15 protein-coding genes, 1 pseudogene and 1 riboswitch are annotated in these 16,003 nt (G+C 38.0%); of the genes and pseudogenes, 13 read left to right on the forward strand and 3 right to left on the reverse strand.

The window, feature by feature from the left end; genetic code table 11:
- Positions 1-129 precede the first annotated feature (129 nt).
- The 5 genes from IPU53_RS20385 (at position 130) to IPU53_RS20405 (ending at position 5,707) form a co-directional block, all read left to right on the forward strand.
- On the forward strand, positions 130-843 hold the full coding sequence (locus IPU53_RS20385) for a response regulator transcription factor (protein ID WP_207452840.1): 714 nt from the start codon (positions 130-132) through the stop codon (positions 841-843).
- A complete protein-coding gene (locus IPU53_RS20390; RefSeq protein ID WP_207452841.1) occupies positions 840-2,612 on the forward strand; it encodes an ATP-binding protein in 1,773 nt (590 codons plus the stop codon). The genes IPU53_RS20385 and IPU53_RS20390 overlap by 4 nt, the downstream gene beginning before the upstream one ends.
- Before the next feature lie 371 nt (positions 2,613-2,983).
- The gene (sigX, locus tag IPU53_RS20395; RefSeq protein ID WP_207452842.1) at positions 2,984-3,517 is read left to right on the forward strand and encodes an RNA polymerase sigma factor SigX; all 534 of its coding nucleotides are present in this window, start codon (positions 2,984-2,986) and stop codon (positions 3,515-3,517) included.
- A complete protein-coding gene (locus IPU53_RS20400) occupies positions 3,510-4,685 on the forward strand; it encodes a hypothetical protein (RefSeq protein ID WP_207452843.1) in 1,176 nt (391 codons plus the stop codon). Before sigX ends, IPU53_RS20400 begins: the two co-directional genes overlap by 8 nt.
- Before the next feature lie 58 nt (positions 4,686-4,743).
- Positions 4,744-4,878, forward strand: a riboswitch (FMN riboswitch).
- A 247-nt stretch (positions 4,879-5,125) separates the two neighbouring features.
- Positions 5,126-5,707, forward strand: coding sequence for an ECF transporter S component (locus tag IPU53_RS20405; RefSeq protein ID WP_207452844.1), 582 nt, complete (start codon positions 5,126-5,128; stop codon positions 5,705-5,707).
- Between the two features lie 844 nt (positions 5,708-6,551).
- Here IPU53_RS20405 and IPU53_RS20410 read toward each other — a convergent pair.
- Entirely contained in the window at positions 6,552-6,803 is a 252-nt protein-coding gene (locus IPU53_RS20410; RefSeq protein WP_207452845.1) for a ferredoxin, read from the reverse strand.
- 190 nt (positions 6,804-6,993) lie between these two features.
- Between IPU53_RS20410 and IPU53_RS20415 the strand changes: the two genes are divergently transcribed.
- The 5 genes from IPU53_RS20415 to IPU53_RS20435 all read left to right on the forward strand — a co-directional run bounded on the left by IPU53_RS20415 (position 6,994) and on the right by IPU53_RS20435 (position 11,661).
- Entirely contained in the window at positions 6,994-8,049 is a 1,056-nt protein-coding gene (locus IPU53_RS20415; RefSeq protein ID WP_207452846.1) for a helix-turn-helix domain-containing protein, read from the forward strand.
- Positions 8,046-9,500: a RecQ family ATP-dependent DNA helicase gene (locus tag IPU53_RS20420; RefSeq protein ID WP_207452847.1), complete on the forward strand. Its 1,455-nt coding sequence runs from the start codon at positions 8,046-8,048 to the stop codon at positions 9,498-9,500. The genes IPU53_RS20415 and IPU53_RS20420 overlap by 4 nt, the downstream gene beginning before the upstream one ends.
- 6 nt (positions 9,501-9,506) lie before the next feature.
- Positions 9,507-10,106 carry a CPBP family intramembrane glutamic endopeptidase gene (locus IPU53_RS20425; RefSeq protein WP_207452848.1) on the forward strand — a complete coding sequence of 200 codons (600 nt, stop codon included), beginning with the start codon at positions 9,507-9,509 and terminating at the stop codon, positions 10,104-10,106.
- Positions 10,103-10,789: a LysM peptidoglycan-binding domain-containing protein gene (locus IPU53_RS20430; protein ID WP_207452849.1), complete on the forward strand. Its 687-nt coding sequence runs from the start codon at positions 10,103-10,105 to the stop codon at positions 10,787-10,789. The genes IPU53_RS20425 and IPU53_RS20430 overlap by 4 nt, the downstream gene beginning before the upstream one ends.
- Before the next feature lie 416 nt (positions 10,790-11,205).
- Positions 11,206-11,661, forward strand: a complete 456-nt coding sequence (locus IPU53_RS20435) for a DUF2663 family protein (RefSeq protein ID WP_207452850.1) — start codon at positions 11,206-11,208, stop codon at positions 11,659-11,661.
- Positions 11,662-11,839: 178 nt separating this feature from the next.
- On the opposite strand, the gene IPU53_RS20440 is transcribed toward IPU53_RS20435, so the two are convergent.
- Positions 11,840-12,229 (reverse strand): hypothetical protein, encoded by a 390-nt coding sequence (locus IPU53_RS20440; RefSeq protein WP_207452851.1) that lies wholly within the window; start codon positions 12,227-12,229, stop codon positions 11,840-11,842.
- Positions 12,230-12,434: 205 nt separating this feature from the next.
- Here IPU53_RS20440 and IPU53_RS20445 point away from each other — a divergent pair, with 205 nt between their 5' ends.
- From IPU53_RS20445 to IPU53_RS20455, 3 genes are all read left to right on the forward strand, one after another.
- Positions 12,435-13,247, forward strand: coding sequence for a metallophosphoesterase (locus tag IPU53_RS20445; protein WP_242698463.1), 813 nt, complete (start codon positions 12,435-12,437; stop codon positions 13,245-13,247).
- A 269-nt stretch (positions 13,248-13,516) separates the two neighbouring features.
- Positions 13,517-14,089, forward strand: coding sequence for an adaptor protein MecA (locus IPU53_RS20450; protein ID WP_207452852.1), 573 nt, complete (start codon positions 13,517-13,519; stop codon positions 14,087-14,089).
- Positions 14,090-14,517: 428 nt separating this feature from the next.
- Complete coding sequence (locus tag IPU53_RS20455) at positions 14,518-15,477, forward strand: YpdA family putative bacillithiol disulfide reductase (RefSeq protein ID WP_207452853.1); 960 nt, start codon at positions 14,518-14,520, stop codon at positions 15,475-15,477.
- Positions 15,478-15,490: 13 nt separating this feature from the next.
- On the opposite strand, the pseudogene IPU53_RS20460 reads toward IPU53_RS20455, so the two are convergent.
- A pseudogene (locus IPU53_RS20460) lies at positions 15,491-16,003 on the reverse strand (hypothetical protein); the annotation flags it as partial.

The raw sequence follows: 16,003 nt of genomic DNA on the forward strand, positions 1-16,003 counted from the left end.
GAGAGATAAAGGGTAGATCAACATACTAGAGGTATAGAAATAGTGAAAAAGTGCTCACACCCTCAAAAGTGCGAGCCTTTTTCTTATCCGATGCTGCTAAACGGACAAATTACTCAGGGAGGGTACATAATGAATCAGCAAGTGAAAATTCTTGTAGTAGATGATGAAGATCGTATTCGCAGGTTGCTTAGGATGTATTTGGAAAGAGAAAATTATGTGATTGAAGAAGCAGGGGATGGAAATTCCGCTCTAGAATTAGCAGTGGAACATGATTATGATTGTATTTTGTTAGATTTAATGATGCCTGAAAAAGACGGGATTGAGGTATGCAATGAGATACGAGAGCAAAAAGATACGCCTATTATTATGCTAACAGCCAAAGGAGAAGAAGCAAATAGAGTACAAGGGTTTGAAGTGGGAGCCGATGATTACATCGTTAAACCATTCAGTCCTCGCGAGGTAGTATTAAGAGTGAAGGCGCTCCTAAGAAGATCCTCACAAACAGGCTACAAAAGTTCAACGGCTACGGCAAGGGATATCATTGTGTACCCTTATTTATCGATTGATCATGATGCGCATCGTGTAACAGCAAATGGTGAAGAAGTGAATTTAACACCCAAAGAGTATGAGCTGCTTCATTTCCTTGCAAAATCTCCTGACAAAGTTTTTGATCGAGAACAATTATTGAAAGAAGTATGGCAATATGAATTTTTTGGTGACTTAAGAACAGTCGATACCCATGTAAAAAGACTCCGTGAAAAATTAAATCGAGTTTCCGAAAAAGCAGCAGCAATGATTGTTACTGTATGGGGTGTAGGCTATAAATTTGAGGCAAATGAATGAGACTTTGGAGAAGTGTAGTAGGGAAACTATGGATGACGATTCTTTTATTAGTTTCCTTTGTTTTAATCATTTTGACCATTTTACTTCTAGAGTTTTTTGAAAAATATCATGTCAGTCAGATTGAGCAGGAATTGGCCAATCAGGCGAATAAAGTTTCAAGTATTCTGGAGGCGCATGCAGGTGATGGACTAGGAGAAGAAATTGTTTTTGAAATAGTCGATAAACCTCTAGGAGTGATTATTGCCTACGATGAAGAAAATTTCCTGCTCTCACCAGATGCCCCAGAACAAGAGATAAATTCAGCAAAGGACCTATTAAGCGACCATGAACTAATGAAAGTTTTTTCTGATGAAAAACATATAGTCAAGGAATTTTCACAAACAGATTATCCGAATAAAGGAAGTCGATATGAGAATATCATTGTGGCAGCAGTTCCCTTCCACATTAATGAACAAAATGGGGCTATTTTTATCTACCAATCTTTAGCTGTATTGAAGGATACGACACAGCAAACAACAAGGATCATTTACCTTGCAGCGGGTATTGCGATTGTCTTGACAACTTTTTTTGCCTTTTTCTTATCCACGAGAATTACTTCACCTTTAAGAAAAATGAAAGAGGCTGCTTTTCAAGTTTCTAAAGGGGAATTTGATACAAAAGTGCCTTTTTTAAGTCATGATGAAATTGGGGAATTAGCAATTGCTTTTAATCAAATGGCTAAAAGATTAAAAATAAATATGAATGTCTTAAGCCAAGAAAAAGAGCAATTGAAAAGCATTTTAAGTAGTATGGCAGACGGAGTTATGACGTTTAGTAAAAGTGGTGATATACTAATTACCAATCCTCCTGCTGATCGGTTTTTACAACAATGGTATAGTGAAGGGCAAAATAGCAAAAGCCCGATTCCAGGTGAGCTGGCTGATTTGCTTGCACAAGCGATATCAGTAGAAACAGAACAGACTGAGGAGTTAAAAATACAAGGTCGGTATTATGTTGTGATCGTTAGTCCCTTATACACGCAGAACCAGCAAAGCGTTCGAGGGGCCGTCGCAGTGATACGTGATATGACAGAAGAAAGAAGACTTGATAAATTAAGAAGTGACTTTGTTTCTAATGTCTCGCATGAATTAAGAACACCAATCTCTATGCTTCAAGGATATAGTGAAGCGATCATTGATGATATTGTCGATTCGGATGAAGAAAAGAAAGAACTTGCTAGAATTATTTATGATGAATCTTTACGAATCGGTCGACTTGTGAATGAATTATTAGATCTCGCTAAAATGGAAGCAGGTCATATCTCCTTAAATTATGAAAATCTTGAAATTGGTACATTTATTCAACGAATTATGCATAAATTTGGTGGTATAGCCAAGGAAAAGCAGGTAATATTAGAGAGTCAACTCCATGATAATCAGCTGTTTTCTATGGATCCAGATCGGATTGAGCAAGTCTTAACCAATTTGATTGATAATGCCATTCGTCATACTGCTGAGAATGGGCGTGTGACTATTACACAGACAAGAAATGATGCTGGTATAACGATTAAAGTATCCGACAACGGAACGGGTATTCCGGAAGAGGATTTACCATTTGTATTTGAAAGATTTTACAAGGCGGATAAAGCTCGAACGAGAGGAAAAGCCGGAACAGGATTAGGACTAGCGATTGTGAAAAATATTGTCGATGCTCATAATGGAGAAATAACAGTACAAAGCAAGGTTGATGTGGGAACGACATTTATTGTCTTTTTACCGAACTCGAAATAAAAAATGTTGAATGCTGCAATAAAATCTTGTTCCACAAGAAACGATTGGTATAACGAAACGGATTGAATAACTCGAAAAGGTTGTTTAATCCGTTATTTTTATATAATCGATCCATTCCATAATTCCTTTTTGTTAAACACAAAGTAAGAGCCTGCACACCGTTGATTTCCGTTCGGGCGCCTTTCTGGAGGGTCTCATAACGCTCCTGCCGGGATCTCACCTGTCACCTTCCACTCGAATCAACTAGTTTATCCCGCATTAACGGGGAGGTACACCATTTTTTACGTCTCAAAGACCTTGAGGCACTTAAAAAACTTTTTGTAACTTTTATAAATAGTGAACGACTAATACGTAACGGGGGAGGGAAGTAGATGGACTCCGTGTTCGATGAATTGTATGACAAATATCATCACGATCTTTTTCAATTTTTATTTTATATGGTGAAAAATCGGGAGGAAACTGAAGACTTAGTACAGGAAGTCTATATCCGAGTGATGAGTTCTTATAAGCGATTTGAAGGGAAAAGTAGTGAAAAAACCTGGCTCTTTTCGATTGCCAAAAATGTCGCCATTGACCATTTTAGAAAGCAAAAAAATTGGAAACAACGTCTATATGATAAATTTGATTGGGACCGTGGTGGAATCAAGGATACTGGACCTTTACCGGAGGATATTACAATCCAAAATGAGGATATGGAACGTTTATTTAATTGTTTAGATATGTGCACGACGAATCATCGGCTCGTCATCATAATGCGATTTATGAATGATTTTTCTGTAGCTGAAACGGCTCAAACGCTTAGTTGGTCGGAAAGTAAGGTCAAAACCACCCAACATCGTGCAATAAAGGCACTCAGGGAAAAAATGGAATTACATGCAAGGAAGGGAGGTCCATTTCATGCCTGAAGAGATGAAACAGAAGAAAAAGATGATCCAAATGATTAAGCATCTTCCGGAAGTGACAGATCAACGTTCGAAAGAAGAAATTTATCGAAAAGTGAAGCAAAATATGGACCGGAAGCCTAAGAAAAGGAAGGGATTAATTTTAATTCCCACTTTTGCATCACTTGCCGCTGTATTGATCTTTCTGTTAGTTTCCCCTACCTTATTTGAGCAGAATGCAGGACAAAAAGAGTCGTCCATGGCTGATAGAAGGGTTACGAGTAATCAAGATAATACCGAGAAAAATGAAAATAAGTTATTCGAATCGGATGAAAAAAACTCAACAATGCAAGCTCAGGAAGAAACTGAGAAAAGCTCTCAATTCAGAACTAGTTTGTATAATGAGGATGTAGAAAACAAGCAAGTATTAACCTACGCAACCCTCACAAATGATGGAGGATTAGTTCCCGTTTCCGTTAGCATCCTTGTAGCTAAAGAAGAGGGAGCCGATTGGTTTGAGCAATATAAACAGGAAGCAAAGCTTATCCAAAACCATGCACCAAATTTAATGAATATCGAACCGATTCTGAATTCCATGGTGATCGAAAATCAAACAAACGCTCGTGTTATCATTGATGATCAATTCAAGGAAAACTTTGGTTATCAAAATGGATTAAAGGATTTTATTCAAAATACATTCCAATATACAAATATTGAAGAGGTTCAATTTACCGATCAAGACGGAAATCCTGTTGAATTTGGCAACGATGGAATTGTGCAGGATCAAGCCATTGAGAAGCAGCCGCATCGAGCCCAATATCTGTATGAAGCTGATAGTGGGGAGGCTTATATTGTTTCGAATAGTGATACAACAAAGGACAATCTTAATGATACATTACATGCGATGAAAGACAGTCCTAATGATTTTCTCCAAACTCTTATTCCAAACAATCTCGATTTTGAGATTGTTCAGGAAGAGGAAGAACAGGTTACAATTCAATTTAATCAGCTACTAGATCTTTCAGCGGGAGATCAGCAAGAAAAAATGTGGATGTTGGAAGGGATTTTATTAGCCGCAAAAGAGTATGGTTTTCAAGCGGTTCAGTTTGAGAGCATCGAGCCAGAGCAATGGGAAGGATTTGATTTCGATCAGCCTATTCAGGTCCCTATTGCGCCAAATATTTTAAAGTAAGCATTCTTCTTCCCAAATAAAAAGAATTGATGTATAATGTATTTGAAAATAAAATACGATTCATCTTCGGGGCGTGGTGAAATTCCCGACCGGCGGTAATGAAACATTGGTTTCTGAGCCCGCGAGCTTCTTTGAAGCAGGATTTGGTGCGATTCCAAAGCCGACAGTATAGTCTGGATGGGAGAAGATGGAGGTTGCCTTGTATTTAAACAAAGGTGTCATATTCATGATGATTATATTTATGGTCATGATGTCTATTTACCTTGTTTAAGTCCTTATGTAAGCACCTAGATATTCTCCCTCAAAGTCATTTTCTTTGAGGGTTTTTATTTTGTGGTAGCTTAAGGGGGAGGTTCAAAATGAAGGAAATCGGATTTTTGAGCGCTTACTTATGGCAAACCTTGCTTCATCGAGGGATGGATCTCTAAGGAGAGAGGATCTTGAAAAAATTAAGTGTCAGATCGTTTGTTATCATTGGGATGTTTAGTAGTTTGGCGTTTGTACTCATGCTGATCAAATTTCCAATCCCACCGTTTCCACCTTATCTAACCGTTGACTTCAGTGATATTCCCGCACTGATAGCCGCCTTAATACTTGGACCAGCGGCAGGGATCCTTGTGGAATTATTTAAAAATATATTAGACTATCTTATTTCCGGAAGTGCAACAGGCATTCCGATTGGGAATGTGTCTAATTTCATTGCAGGAGTAGTGTTTGTATTACCAACATATATGGTGTATAAACGTTTAAAAGCCAAATGGGGATTAATGGTCTCCCTCTGCATAGGTACTGTATTTATGGCTGTATTGATGACGGTTCTAAATTATTTTGTGTTTCTGCCAGCTTTCATGGGACTTGGCGGCTGGGAACCAATGAGTAATGAAGCTTTACGTGAACTCGTGGTCATCGCTGTTTTACCTTTTAATATTATTAAAGGCCTAATCGTGGCAGCTGTATTCCTCCTTGTCTATAAACGTTTAAATGGTTGGTTAAGCAAACAGATTTCATATAAAAATATCTAATCAAAACGGGGCTGGCCAATAAGTCCCTAAAATGAAGGAAGAGAAGAAAAACGGCATGTTTTTCTTCTCTTCCTTCTCCTTTTTTCGGACTGTCTTGTGGCGGCCTTCGCAGAAGGCCCGCCACTTTCAGGAAGTTGTGGGCCATTGCCAGGATGCCGAACTCCACGTGAACCTTCTTGAGACCCAGAGTAGGAATCGACGGAACACCAAATTGCCCTTGAGATTTCGAAGATGGAAGGAACTGCGGCCGCCCCCCCCCCGGATAATGGACGAAAAGCTGTTCATCCGGGATGGCTTCGATCATGGAGTCGATGACCCGGGCGCATGGTGCTTCGGAATCAATGATTCGACATCCAGGATGATGAAGGACTGGCGGTTGTTGTAGGGGCGGAATACAGGAGCAATCTTGTTTTTCGGCCGTTTACAGGCTATCTCTTCCATCTCTATCGGAAAAGCCGATTGTGTAGGATACTCTTCAGTAGCAGTGTTCGGATTGCACATAAAAAATCGCTCCTTTGGATGTTGTTGTGGTAACTTCATTCTACTAAAGGAAGCGTTTTTTTTCTATTTATTCGGTTGGGAAAGCTCATCGATTTCCGTCCGCCTGCCTGGCCGTTGCTTGGAGTGCAGGGGCCAACTCCTGCGGGACAAGCATGGCCTTGAGGTCTCGCAAGGCGCGCAGCGACTGAGGAAGCTCAAGCCTTGCCCCGAAACGGAAGGCAACCGGAAACTGCACACCAACTTTTACATGCCTAGAAGAAGGGCTGTCACAGAAAAGCTCAGTTTTCACTGACTTTCTGGACAGCCCCGTTTTGAGTGGTGTTTAATATCGGATTATCTTGTGTTATTCCTCATATTTGAAAGGATCCCCATCAAAAGGTTCTTCCGCTATTTTGATTGATTCTGTTGGACACCCTTCGAATGCATCTAATAAATCATCTTCTAATATATCAGGAACAGCCTCGGTTCCGGAATTATCATCAAGGATTACAAAGGCAAGTCCCTCATCATCGTAATCATATATATCAGGTGCCGATAAGCCACATGCACCACAAGCAATGCATGTATCTTGATCTACAATCGTATATTTCGGCACAAAAATTCCCTCCATCCTTCAGCCCAAAAAATAATCATGATTCCTTTATTATTTTATAGCTAATTCCTGATTTTTTCAATCTCTACAAAGTTTGCAATATTATTAGGATCTTCTTTGTCGAAACATAGTCGAATTTCCTTATTCATGGTAAAATATTGTAAGAACAAGGGGAAGGAGAGAGTCAATAAGGATGACATTTTTATCTGCACTCCTATTAAAATGTTTGCGAGAACTAAATGGAGAAAGAACGATTTACTCGATTTACCATTTACTCGTAGGGAAAAAGTCATCACAAACGTTACAAGATGCTCATCTCTTTGATTTAGCGCCTTTTTTTAAAACTATACCAGATATGCGACGGTCGGAATTCGACCATCATATACAATTTTTCATCGAGCAACAGTATATTGAGTATGACCCTAAAACTCTTATTGGTCATATAACCGATAAGGGAAGCGAAGCTTATTTAACGTACTTTGAAACGGTAGCTATTCCTAATTATGTAAATGGATTAAAATTTCAGGATGCAGCCATTCAAATGTGGAAAAGACTTACCTTGTTTGTGCAAGTTTTATCCTATATGAATCATGCGGAGAATCGTTATTACCCAGTCACAAGAGACCATGATATTCAAACATGGGTAAAGAGCTATTTGTTCCACCATAAAGAGCAAAAAGGAAGTCTAGCAGCTGATTTGCATGAAGAATTGTCAATATTATTAACTCCGCCGTTTCCAGAAGATCCCGTTTCTGTGATTTGGCGATTAAGTGGCTATCAAATGATAGGGTATACCGATAAGCAGACAGCAGAATATTTGAATTTGGAGCAAACTGAATATCATTTCCGTTTTTTAAATGCTCTTCATTATTGGATAACGCAGATCGTAGCAAAGCCTAATCAATTTCGAATTATGCATTCCCTTGTAGATGATGTATATCAGAGTATTCCGCTAACGAACACAGCTGCAAAGACAGCGGAATTATTGGCAATGCATCACTCAGTAGAGAAAGTGGCATTTTTGCGAAATTTAAAAAAGAGTACCATCGAAGACCATATAATCGAGATAGCGATGAACGATCCTGCGTTCTCTATTGAACCTTTTATTGATTTTAAGTTGGCTAAAGAAATTGTTCGAGCAGCTCGGCACTTGCAGGTAAAAAAACTTAAACCGATTAAAGAACAAATTGATGCGGCTACATACTTTCAAATCCGTCTTGCTCTTGCGAGGATAGGAGGAGAAGGATGACAAAGGCAGAAATTTTAAAAAGGATTTTTGAGTATGAATCGTTCAATAAAGGTCAAGAAGAAACAATTGATGCTGTTTTACAAGGTCATGATGTATTAGCGATGCTTCCAACAGGGACAGGTAAATCGTTATGTTACCAATTGCCGGCCTACCTATTGGAAGGTACTGTAGTCATTGTTTCTCCTTTGATTTCCTTAATGCAGGATCAGGTTGAGCAAATGCACATATTGGGGGAGCGTAGAGTCGTTGCGATAAATTCCTTTCTAAATCGAAGAATGAGAGAGAAAACATTACGACAATTAGATTACTATCGCTTTATTTATTTATCACCTGAGATGCTTGGAATGCAAAATATTGTCGATCAATTAAAACAGATTAAAATAAGTCTATTTGTGGTTGATGAAGCCCATTGTATTTCGCAATGGGGATATGATTTTCGGCCAGATTACTTGAACATAGGAAAGATCCGGATGTCCATTGGAAATCCACCTTTACTTGCTCTAACGGCTACAGCTCAACCAGAGGTGCGTGAAGATATTAAACAGCTTCTTCAATTTCAACATCCAAAGGAATTTGTTTATTCGATTGATCGTCCTAATATTAGTATGGTTGTTGAAAAATATGAGCATTTTGAGGAAAAAAAGAGGCGTTTATTGGAGTTAGTTCGTAATTTTCAAAAGCCAGGAATCATTTATTTTTCCAGTAAGCGTCTTACGGAGGAATTTGTAGACTTTCTCCGGTTAAATGGAATTGGAAATGTTGCAGCATATCATGGAGGAATAGATCAGGAACAACGAATTTTAATTCAACAGCAATTTTTATGCGGTCAATTAGATGTTATTTGTGCAACAAGTGCCTTTGGAATGGGAATTAATAAGAAAAATATTCGCTTTGTCATTCATTACCACATGCCAGGGCAGATGGAATCATATATTCAAGAAATAGGACGTGCTGGCAGAGATGGACAGGAAAGCATTGCTCTTCTCCTCTATGCAACTGGTGATGAGATGTTACCGATGCGATTGATTGAACAGGAACTACCTGAAGATTGGCAAATTAACAATTATGATTCATTGACCAATGTAAAGGATAGCGCAAAAATCATAACTGAATTAAACATAACGGAAACTCAACTTCGTTTTCTTGAATATTATTTTTCCGCTTTTTGTGATCATCATGATAGAGCGGGTAAAGTAATAGAAATAAAGAACGCCCGAAAACAACTAAAATTGAGTAAGCTTTGGGCGATGTCCAATTGGATTCATTCAGAGGTATGTCGGCGTAAGCAGGCCTTAACTTACTTTCAAGAAACAGACCAAGTATCCCCGGGCATATGCTGCGATATATGCCAAGTGGATAGGACCTATTATTTTAGCAGTCAAAAGGAAAAGCATCGGAAAAATAGCCAATCTTGGGAATGGAGATTGCAAAAAATTCTGTTAGAAAAGTGAGTGTAAATGAAAAAGACCAAGCAAGCCGAATTGATCAAAAATTTAACAGATAAAGAGATCATAGTAAGTGTTATTTTTACACAAGTGATCCTTTTAATTGTCGCATCTATCTTAAGTCCTTTGTTTTTTAAGGATTGGCACTCATTTTCTAGATTACTTCTGGTGGATATCAAGTGGATATGTATCGGGATTATTAGTGGACTGATGGTTGTGAGTTTAGATTTATTTTTAATGAAACGACTACCTCAACATTATTATGATGATGGTGGTATCAATAAAAGAATATTTTCAAAGCTTAATTTTCTACAAATAATATTGCTTGTTTTGATTATAGCCATTGCGGAAGAATGGCTATTTCGAGGAATTATTCAAACGAAATTCGGTTTAATCCCAACAAGTATTATTTTTGCTGTGATTCATATGAGGTATTGGGCACATTGGTACTTAATCATCAATATTTTGGTTTTAAGTATATGGATAGGTTTCGTTTTTGAATGGTCTGGGCAGCTTTTATGGCCAGTCATCTTGATGCATTTTATCATTGATCTTTTGTTAGGAATCTCTATTCGTTTAAACACTAAGCGGAAAGTGGGGAATGAAGTATGAATGAACAAAAAAATGAGAAGTACAAAAATGAGCTTCCGTCTCGAGCAGAACTTCATGGCAAAAAAAGTAAGAAAAAACCGGAAAGGAAAAAGGAGGCATCCAAAAAAAGGCAGCTTTCAATTCCCTCTATTTTAGTCATCATATTATTATTGATGCCAATTGCGGTTATGATTTATGCGAATAAAGATAAAATCTCCATCGCTAATACACCGAGTGGGCAGTCTAGAGAGGAATTACTTTTTGAGGATTCAACAGATACGTCGATTCGTTCAGCAGTCAGTGATGAATCAACTGAAAAAAATAAAGAGCAAGAAGATCAGAAAGAACAGAGTGATAAGAAAGGAGAAGAAAAGGCACAGAAAGATAAGGAAACAGATAAAAAAGATCAGCAGAAGAATGAGGAAATAAAGGATAACAAGAAATCTGATCAGGAAGAGAAGAAGGAAGAGAAGGAGCCCACGCCTCCAAAAAAAGAAGAAGAACAAGAGAAACAAGATTCGAATGAAAGTCAAACGCAAGACGAAGGAGGAGAAGTCTATCACACCGTTCAACCTGGAGAAACACTCTTTCGTATTGCTATGAATCATTACCAAAGTCAAGATGGGATTGAAAAGATTCGCCAAGCGAATGGACTCTCAGGAAATGAAATATCGGTGGGGCAAAAGTTAAAGATCCCTAAATGATAAAGTGAAACTTCAATCAGTGGGGGGTTCCTCCATCCCCACTGATCTCAGAGGATCAAAGGCTAAAATCGCGACATCCTGTCGGCAGGTTCAAAGCACGACATCCTGTCGTTTCACCTGCACTAGTACGTCCTGTACGTCGCTACGCCTTTGTGACCAACATCTTGTTGGCCTGAACTTACGGGCAGTGTATCCCCCGCATACGCTCCTCCGTATTCCCCAAAGTCTTGGGGTGGGGGTATTACTGCCCGTTAATGCGGGATAAGAGACATAGAGCAACTTCCTTTCACATAAATTTAACAATATAGATGCGTGTTAAAAAGGAGGATAAAAAGGACCAAGTTTGCTAAAAGCAGTGTCATTTTTACCGGACTTTTTAACATCTTCTATAATGGATGTGGGAGGGAGTCGCAAGAATGGAATCATTTCTACTTGAAGAAGGGGACAAGATGGATCCGACAACAAAAAGAATTTTACAAAATTTAATTGATCGAAAGCTAAAGCTTAATCGATTTAAACAATTGCATTTTATTTTATTTTCGTCAGCGATCTTATTCAGTACTATTCTTTTTTATTCGGTTTACAATATGGCTGTTTTGCCGTATCGTTCCTCTGTTTTTGATCTTATTACTTTTGTTTTGCAACAAAACCATTTTATATTTTTATTATTACTCGCCTTTGGTTTATTCGGAACTGTGAAGATTGTCTTCGAAAAAAGGGAGAAAAGTGAAAAAGACTTTCATGCATTAAGACGAGAAGTCATTGATAAGAGTGGAGATTTATGGAAAGGAGAGCAATGGGGGGAAAGACATAAAATATATGAGCAGATGAAGAAAAAGTACGATATTAATCTATACCATCAAAGCAAGTAATCCTTTCTTTACAATTGATTACTTGTTTTTATCGATTTTATGGAAAAGGTTGTAAAACACCGGATGTATAGAGGATATGGATTCACTGGCATATGGTGCTAAGTTTAGGGATTATCTAGATTTCTACAAATTGAGCAACAGCAGGCGAATAAACTCTATTGAATAAGACTTCACTTTTTCACCATTGTAGCGCAATGTGTAAAATGCAGCCGCCCTTTCCATTTTCTACATTACTGAATTCAAATATAATCCCATCAGGATTAAATTGGCTTTTAACTGAGGAAGAAATGCCAGTAGATTGGATCAGCTTGTGAACTTTTTGTTTATTGGATTGTTGTGCGGCATCCATTAGCTCATGAGCAAATGTAGAGGAGGAATTGATTTTATTCATTAGTAAGTTCGCTTGGGGCATAAGTGTCTGAAATTTTTGTGCAGATTGGTGCAGTTTCTCAGTCTCCACGGTCGGATATACATGTTGTTTTCTTACCATTGGTCTTTTATATAAAGATGCTTGATTCTCTACAAGGTAAGGAGAATATGAATAATACGTATATGGAATATAATACAAAATAAACCCCTCTCCCTCTGCTTTATTTATACAATGTATGTGCATTTCATTGTTTAAGTTCATTGATCCGTAATAATGGGTAGTAATCTGTCTATTCTAAAACTAGAAGCACAGGCCAATAGTTTGGATTTTATGACTTGAAGGATACTATATGCGGCGGACACTACAAGTCGGGCAGGGATAAAAGAGGGAATGGAGGATTTTCTTGATCATTATATGGATCTGTATCATCTTACTCGCAGGGATTGGCCTAACTGTTTATATGATAAGAAATGCATTTGAAAACAATGTGCATACCGAAGTACTTTCATTTAAAAATCTTCCTCATTCAATAGAAGGAAAATCGCTTTTCTTTATCTCTGATATTCATCGCAGGAAAATCTCAGTTGAGTTACTTAAAAAACTCAAGCAAAAGCCGGATTGGATTGTCATCGGCGGCGATTTAGCTGAAAAGGGGGTTCCCTATGCAAGAATTGCTGATAATTTATCTATATTAAAAGAAATAGCCCCTCTCTATTTTGTTTGGGGAAATAACGATTATGAAGTAAATGAAGAACAACTACGTGAACTGTTTGTCCGTTTTGATGTAAAGGAATTAAAAAATGAGGTTTTTGAATTACAAAACGATCAGCTTAGCTTTGTAGGTGTCGATGATGTGAGTACACAAGAATTACCACCAATTGAATCAATTCTAGAAAATGTAAAACCAGATACGTTTCAAATTATGTTCAGCCATAATCCAGTCATTTTAGCTATGTTACCTGAAGATCATCAACTCTCTCTCATTTTAAGCGGCCATACCCACGGTGGACAAATTCGCATCTTTGGGTTAGGTCCTTATCATAAAGGCAGTATACGTGAAAGAAATGGGACGCTTCTTTTAGTTAGTAATGGATACGGAACTTCCTTATTACCTTTGCGACTTGGTGCTAAACCTGAAACACATTTAATAATCTTAAAAAAGAGGCCAACAGGACGTGGGTCAGAACGGCGTTGCGCCAGGACGGCGCGCCTTTAGCCGTTCATCCTTATCATCCAAGTGCGGACACAGCTAAACAGGCCGCTTCCGCTTTTCATTGTCTAGCTTCAGCGCCTAGCGACTAGCAAATTTACAACTTCTTCCTACGATAAGTCAACATCGCTTCGTCCTCACCGTGTTTCCTTTATCTCGTCAGAAGTCTTTAAATTTGTACGTCGCTAAACAGCCGCCTTCCGCTTTTCTTTCATGAACCATCTTTATGGATTTACATAGTATGGAGGGAAAGAGCAACTTCAGGGGGCGGTTTCGTGAAGCTGGAGCGCATAGCACTAAATCAAATTAAATACTCGATTTCCTTTGATGAACTATCCTTTAAGGGGATGACCGAAGAAGAAATGCTAGAAGAGTCATACGTTTGGGACGCTTTATTTGATAAAATGCTTGATGAGGCTTGCCATATGTATGATTTGCAGGATTGTGAGGCAATGGCTGTTGAAATTTATTCAATGAATGCAAGTGAATTAGTTCTAATATTAACGTTAGATGAAGAGGATATAATCGATTCTCCAATCGGAATCCATGAACCAAAGAATGCCTTGGAAAAGGAGTTTGTCATCTTCACTTTTGACACGATTGATGATTGTATTTTCTTAACTAAGAGAATGTCTGATCAAGAGCGAATCCAAAGCATTAGTTCTCTGTATATATTTAAGGATCAATATTATTTAGTCATGATGAAAGAGAATATGAATCAAGAGCGTTTACTCGCTTTAGGAGAAGAATATGGAGAAAGAAGTACTTATACATGGGCCTATTTGGAAGAATATGGAACAACTATCATTGATAAGACAGCGATGCAGACCCTTTATGCGAACTTTTAATCAAAATCTTTGCACTCATTTTTGAAATCTCCTATCATATATAGATGGGAGATTTCGTTATTTTACAGAACATAGATTTGTGTACTTGGAGAAGATTAGATAATGGCGCGGACCTAGCCTTTCTGCCTAGACAAGGCGTTTGTGCTTTTCTTAAAAGATAGGAAAGTATAAAATTTTGGCTAGTGTTTTGATCTAGCTCCAGCGCCTAGCCCCTCGAGGCTCGGAGGATGCGAGTCCATCGGCGCTGCGACGTACAGGATGTACTAGTGCAGACGAACCGACAGGACGGCGCGAACTTAGCCGATGTTCCGCTTAATAACCTGAGCCAATAAAAGTCAAAACCGGACTTTTCTTGTCTTAGAACATTTGCTTGTCGGGGCTGAGCAAGGCGCTTGTGTTTTTCTTAATTAGAATAGGAGAATCTTAAAATGCAAAAAGAAGAATGTATAATTATCGGTGGCGGTCCGTGTGGATTAGCTGCTGCTATCGCTTTAAAGAATATCGGGAAAGATCCACTTATAATTGAAAAGGGGAATATTGCAAATGCTCTATTTCATTATCCCACCCATCAAACCTTTTTTAGTTCCAGCGAAAAACTGGCTATAGGGGGAGTACCATTTATCACAGTGGAACGTAAGCCAAAAAGAAATCAGGCTCTTACATACTATCGTGAAGTAGTGAAAGAAAAGGATTTAAGGATCAATCGCTATGAAACAGTGACAAATGTAAAAAAAGAACATGATGGCTTCATAGTTGAAACCTCGAAGGATCTATATGAAGCAAAATATATGATTATTGCGACCGGTTATTATGATCATCCAAACTATATGAATGTTCCTGGAGAGAATCTAGATAAGGTCCTTCATTATTTTAAAGAAGGACACCCTTATTTTGACACCGATGTAGTGGTGATTGGAGGAAAGAACTCAGCTGTTGATGCGGCGTTAGAGCTTCATAATGCTGGAGCAAGAGTAACCAACCTGTATCGAGGACATGATTATTCTGCTAGTGTAAAACCATGGATATTACCAGAATATCAAGCTTTGGTCAGAAATGAAGAAATTAAATTGGAATTTAACGCACATGTTTTAGAAATAACCCCCCATTCTGTTCGTTATCAAGTGGGAGATGAAGTGAAAGAAATTGAAAATGACTTCGTTTTTGCGATGATTGGTTATCATCCGGATCATCCCTTTATCAAAAAAATGGGAGTAGAAATCGATGATATCACAGGCAGACCACAATTTAATCCGGAAACAATGGAAACAAATATTAAAAATTTATTTATTGCAGGGGTGATAGCAGCTGGAAATGAAGCCAATGAGATTTTTATTGAAAATGGCCGTTTACATGGCGATCTTATCGCAAATTGTATAAAAGAAGGCTGATGTAAATTGATTTTCACTTCATTTGTTTTCGTAATCTATGCTCATACTTCATAATGCCCATTAAACTTATTTTGTGAATAGCGAGCATGAGGATTCCGGCTATTAATGGATCATATTTAGCGTTGATAGGCAATAAATCACTAATCACATCAGTAGTAGGTAGACAAAGGCTTGCCGTTAATTGACCTTGTAAAGGAAGATGACTGCTCTCATTCAAAATTCCAATTAAAACGAAAAATAAACATGCAGGCATGAGCAGAAGAGAGCTTTTTAAAACAAAGCTCTTTTTTTCTTCCATATGGCTAATGGTTGAATATACAAGCGGATACCACATATTCACCGATAGGTAGAATAGCAAATGCATATAAATTTTGTGGATAAAAGGAAATTGGGTAAAGGTTTGTAAGATCATTTGAAAGTGATAGGTGAAGAATAGGGTGGAAAATAAGTAAAGGGCTAATGTTGGTTGGATTCGTAAATGTTTGATCCAACCTATCATTCTAAATTGATTTAGATAAACATATAC

This window comes from Bacillus sp. SD088 (assembly GCF_017355205.1).
In the GTDB taxonomy this organism is placed as follows: Bacteria; Bacillota; Bacilli; order Bacillales; family Bacillaceae_C; genus Lederbergia.

Bases quoted from the DNA above. Each gene is read 5' to 3' on its own strand.
- IPU53_RS20385 (WP_207452840.1), top strand. From the start codon at position 130: ATGAATCAGCAAGTGAAAATTCTTGTAGTAGATGATGAAGATCGTATT.
- IPU53_RS20390 (WP_207452841.1), top strand. From the start codon at position 840: ATGAGACTTTGGAGAAGTGTAGTAGGGAAACTATGGATGACGATTCTT.
- sigX (WP_207452842.1), top strand. From the start codon at position 2,984: ATGGACTCCGTGTTCGATGAATTGTATGACAAATATCATCACGATCTT.
- IPU53_RS20400 (WP_207452843.1), top strand. From the start codon at position 3,510: ATGCCTGAAGAGATGAAACAGAAGAAAAAGATGATCCAAATGATTAAG.
- IPU53_RS20415 (WP_207452846.1), top strand. From the start codon at position 6,994: ATGACATTTTTATCTGCACTCCTATTAAAATGTTTGCGAGAACTAAAT.
- IPU53_RS20420 (WP_207452847.1), top strand. From the start codon at position 8,046: ATGACAAAGGCAGAAATTTTAAAAAGGATTTTTGAGTATGAATCGTTC.
- IPU53_RS20425 (WP_207452848.1), top strand. From the start codon at position 9,507: ATGAAAAAGACCAAGCAAGCCGAATTGATCAAAAATTTAACAGATAAA.
- IPU53_RS20430 (WP_207452849.1), top strand. From the start codon at position 10,103: ATGAATGAACAAAAAAATGAGAAGTACAAAAATGAGCTTCCGTCTCGA.
- IPU53_RS20435 (WP_207452850.1), top strand. From the start codon at position 11,206: ATGGAATCATTTCTACTTGAAGAAGGGGACAAGATGGATCCGACAACA.
- IPU53_RS20455 (WP_207452853.1), top strand. From the start codon at position 14,518: ATGCAAAAAGAAGAATGTATAATTATCGGTGGCGGTCCGTGTGGATTA.